Raw genomic sequence first — 4,907 nt, forward strand, 5'->3', positions numbered from 1 at the left:
CGGCCCGGGCTGACCGCGTCGCGGTTCATGGCGTGTCCGTTCGGTGAACCGGGCACCCGGATGTATCGCACCGGCGACCTCGTCTGCTGGGGCCCCGACGGACAGTTGCGCTACCTCGGCCGCGCCGACGAACAGGTCAAGGTCCGCGGCTACCGCATCGAGTTGGGCGAAATCCGCACCGCGCTCGCCGATTTGGACGGCGTTGAACAAGCGGCGGTGCTGGTTCGTGAAGATCGTGTCGGCGAGAAGCGTCTCGTCGGCTATGTGACCGGAGCCGCTGACCCGGCCGACATTCGGGCCCGGTTGGGTCAGCGGCTCCCCACATACATGGTGCCGTCGGCGGTGGTGGTGCTCGACGCGCTGCCGCTGACGGTCAGCGGCAAGCTGGACGCCCGCGCCCTGCCCGCCCCGGACTACGGGGGCGGTGATGGTTACCGCGCTCCGGAAAACGCGATCGAGGAGATCCTGGCCGGCATCTACGCCCGGGTCCTGGGCGTGGACCGCGTCGGGGTCGACGATTCCTTCTTCGACCTCGGCGGCGACTCACTGTCGGCAATGCGGCTCGTCTCAGCCGTCAATACCGGCCTCGATGCCCAACTGGGAGTGCGGGTGCTGTTCGAGGCACCCACCGTCGCCGAGTTGGCGCCGCGTGTGTGCGGAGGGGGGAGCAAGCTCGCGCGGGTGGTGGCCGCCGACCGGCCGGCCGTCGTGCCGTTGTCGTTTGCCCAATCGCGGCTCTGGTTCCTCGACCAGTTACACGGGCCGTCTCCCGTCCACAACATGGCGGTCGCCCTGCGGCTGAGCGGGCGCTTGGATACCGCCGCGATGGGCGCCGCGTTGCGCGACGTGGTGACCCGCCACGAAAGCCTGCGCACGGTGTTCCCCGCACACCAGGGGACGCCGCGGCAAGTGATTATCCCGCCCGAGCAGGTCGACGTCGCCTGGCCGGTGATCGATGCCGGTGACTGGTCGATAGACCGCCTGAGTGAAGCGATCGACACCGCGGCGCGGCACCGGTTCGACTTGTCCAGCGAAATCCCCTTGCGGACAGTGCTTTTGCGGATCGCCGACGACGACCACGTGTTGGTGGCGGTGGCTCACCATATTGCTGCGGATGGTTGGTCGCTGACGCCGTTGGTGCGTGATTTGGGTCTTGCGTATGCCAGTCGGTGTGCGGGTCGGGCGCCGGGGTGGGCGCCGTTGGCGGTGCAGTATGTGGATTACACGTTGTGGCAGCGGGCCCGGTTTGGTGATCTGGAGGATTCGGATAGTCCGATCGCGGGGCAGCTGGCTTATTGGGAAGAGGCCTTGGCGGGGTTGCCCGAGCGGGTGGAGTTGCCGACGGATCGGCCGTATCCGTTGGTGGCCGATTATCGCGGGGCCAGTGTGGACATTGCGTGGTCGGCGCAGTTGCAGCAGCGGGTGCGTGCGGTGGCGCGGGCGCACAATGCGACTGAGTTCATGGTGGTGCAGGCGGCGTTGGCGGTGTTGTTGGCCAAGCTGGGTGCGAGTTCGGATGTGGCGGTGGGTTTTCCGATCGCGGGGCGCAGTGATCCCGCGCTCGATGATGTGGTGGGTTTTTTCGTCAATACGTTGGTGTTGCGGGTGGATCTGGGTGGTGATCCCAGTGTTGCCGAGTTGTTGGCCCGGGTGCGCCAACGCAGCCTGGCGGCCTACGAACACCAAGACGTGCCCTTCGAGGTACTGGTCGAACGGCTCCATCCCAGCCGCTCCCTGGCGCACCACCCACTGGTCCAGGTGGTGTTGGCCTGGCAGAACCTGCCCTGGCAGCACGACGGCCCCGCCGCCGGGCTGGCACTGGGTGACGTGCAGGTCACCCCACTGCCGCTGGACACCCGGGTCGCCCGGATGGATCTGGTGTTCTCACTCGCCGAACGCTGGACCGAGGATGGCCGGCCCGCCGGGATCGGCGGAGCGGTGGAATTCCGCGCCGACGTGTTCGACGCCGCGAGCATCGAGACGCTGATCGAGCGGTTTCATCGGGTGCTGACCGCCATGACCGACAATCCCGCACAACGGCTTTCGTCGATCGATCTGCTCGACGCCGCGGAACATGAATGGCTCGACGCGGCCGGCAACCGAGCGATAACCACCGCGCCGCCGATGGCTTTGGTGTCGATTCCGGCGTTGTTCGCCGCACAGGTCGCCTGCGCCCCGGGCGCCGTGGCGATCACCTGCGGCGAGCGATCGTTTACCTACCGCGAGCTGTACGAGTCCACAAATCGGTTGGCGCACTTGCTCACCGAGCAGGGTGCCGGGCCGGGGCAGCGGGTGGCGGTGGTGATCCCACGGTCGGCCGAAGCGGTGATGGCGATCCTGGCGGTGCTCAAGACCGGGGCGGCCTACGTGCCGATCGATCCGGGTGTGCCGGCGGCGCGGTTGGAGTTCGTGCTCGGTGATGCCGCGCCGATCGCGGCGGTGACCACCGCCGAGGTGTGCGAGCGGCTCGATGGTTTCGACGGGGTGATCGTCGACATCGACGACCCAGCCGTGCGCAGCCAGCCCACCACCGGCCTGCCGGTGCCGGCCGCGGACAGCATCGCGTACGTGATCTACACCTCCGGCTCGACCGGCATTCCCAAGGGCGTGGCGGTCGCCCACCGTAACGTCACCCAGCTCCTGGATGCGATCGATGCTCACCTGAGCCTGGGCGGGGTCTGGACCCAGTGCCATTCCCTGGCTTTCGACTTCTCGGTGTGGGAGATTTTCGGCGCACTGCTGAGGGGCGGGCGTCTGGTTGTCGTGCCCGACGACGTGGTCCGCTCGCCGGAAGACTTGCATGCGTTGTTGGTGCGTGAGCAGGTCAGTGTGTTGAGTCAGACGCCGTCGGCGTTTTATGCGTTGCAGAGTGCCGATGCGTTGGCGCCGGAGTTGGGTGAGCAGCTGAAGTTGCAGACGGTGGTCTTCGGCGGTGAAGCACTGGAGCCGCACCGGTTGTCGACGTGGTTGCACCACCACCCGGGCCTGCCTCGGATGATCAATATGTATGGCATCACCGAGACGACGGTGCACGCGTCGTTCCGTGAGATCGTCGACGGTGACGTGGACAGCAGCGTCAGCCCGATCGGGGTGCCGCTGGCGAACCTGGCGTTTTTCGTGCTCGATGGTTGGTTGCGGCCGGTGCCGGCTGGTGTGACCGGTGAGCTCTACGTCGCCGGCGGTGGTTTGGCGACCGGGTATATGGGCCGGGCGGGCCTGTCGGCCTCGCGGTTTGTGGCCTGCCCGTTCGCAGGCGCGGAAGCGCCCGGAAAACGCATGTATCGCACCGGGGATCTGGTCCGCTGGGGTGCCGACGGGCAACTGCAGTATCTGGGCCGCGCCGACGAGCAGGTCAAGGTGCGTGGGTATCGCATCGAGTTGGGCGAAATCCGCACCGTGCTCGCCGATTTGGACGGCGTGGAGCACGCGGCTGTGATCGCCCGTGAAGATCGTGCCGGCGAGAAGCGTCTCGTCGGCTATGTGACTGGAGCCGCTGACCCCGCCGACATTCGGGCCCGGTTGGGTCGGCGGCTCCCCACGTACATGGTGCCGTCGGCGGTGGTGGTGCTCGACGCGCTGCCGTTGACGGTCAACGGCAAGCTGGACACCAAGGCCCTGCCGGCGCCGGAATACTCCGACGCCGACCGCTACCGGGCCCCGGTGAGCGCCATCGAGGAGATCCTGGCCGGCATTTACGCCCAGGTGCTGGGTGTGGAGCGCGTCGGTGTCGACGACTCCTTCTTCGACCTCGGCGGCGATTCGCTGTCGGCGATGCGTTTGATCGCGGCAGTGAATACCACACTGTCCAGCAGGATTTCGGTGCGGGCGCTGTTCGAGTCGCCCACCGTGGCGCAGTTGGCGCCACGACTCGGCGGTGGTGCGGATCGGCCTTCGCGGGTGCTGGCAGGCCCGCGACCGGCGGCGGTGCCGTTGTCGTTCGGGCAGTCCCGGTTGTGGTTCATCGATCAGCTGCAGGGGCCATCGCCGATGTACAACATGCCGGCGGCGCTGCGGATCCGCGGCCGACTGGACGTGCCGGCGCTGAGCGCCGCACTCGTCGACGTGGTGGCCCGCCATGAGAGTTTGCGCACGGTATTCACCGTGTCCGAGGGGGTACCGCACCAGGTGGTGATACCCGCTGAGCGGGCAGATGTCGGGGCGGATGTGATTGATGCAGCCGGTTGGTCACCGGCACGAATAGAGGAGGCGATGCATGCCGAAGCGAGCTACCCATTCGACCTGGGAAGCGAAATACCCATACAAGCAAAGCTATTCCGTCTCGGCGATGACGAGCATCTGTTGGTGGCGGTGGTCCATCATATTGCTGCGGATGGTTGGTCGCTGACGCCGTTGGTGCGTGATTTGGGTCTTGCGTATGCCAGTCGGTGTGCGGGTCGGGCGCCGGGGTGGGCTCCGTTGGCGGTGCAGTATGTGGATTACACGTTGTGGCAGCGGGCCCGGTTTGGTGATCTGGAGGATTCGGATAGTCCGATCGCGGGGCAGCTGGCTTATTGGGAAGAGGCCTTGGCGGGGTTGCCCGAGCGGGTGGAGTTGCCGACGGATCGGCCGTATCCGTTGGTGGCCGATTATCGCGGGGCCAGTGTGGACATTGCGTGGTCGGCGCAGTTGCAGCAGCGGGTGCGTGCGGTGGCGCGGGCGCACAATGCGACTGAGTTCATGGTGGTGCAGGCGGCGTTGGCGGTGTTGTTGGCCAAGCTGGGTGCGAGTTCGGATGTGGCGGTGGGTTTTCCGATCGCGGGGCGCAGTGATCCCGCGCTCGATGATGTGGTGGGTTTTTTCGTCAATACGTTGGTGTTGCGGGTGGATCTGGGTGGTGATCCCAGTGTTGCCGAGTTGTTGGCCCGGGTGCGCCAACGCAGCCTGGCGGCCTACGAACACCAAGATTC

1 protein-coding gene is annotated in these 4,907 nt (G+C 66.7%); it reads left to right on the plus strand.

Annotated features, from left to right (window positions below):
- A partial coding sequence (locus A5688_RS08585) for a non-ribosomal peptide synthetase (RefSeq protein ID WP_120312508.1) occupies positions 1 to 4,907 on the plus strand: 4,907 nt, incomplete at both ends.

The organism is Mycobacterium mantenii (assembly GCF_001667865.1).
In the GTDB taxonomy this organism is placed as follows: Bacteria; Actinomycetota; Actinomycetes; order Mycobacteriales; family Mycobacteriaceae; genus Mycobacterium; species Mycobacterium mantenii_A.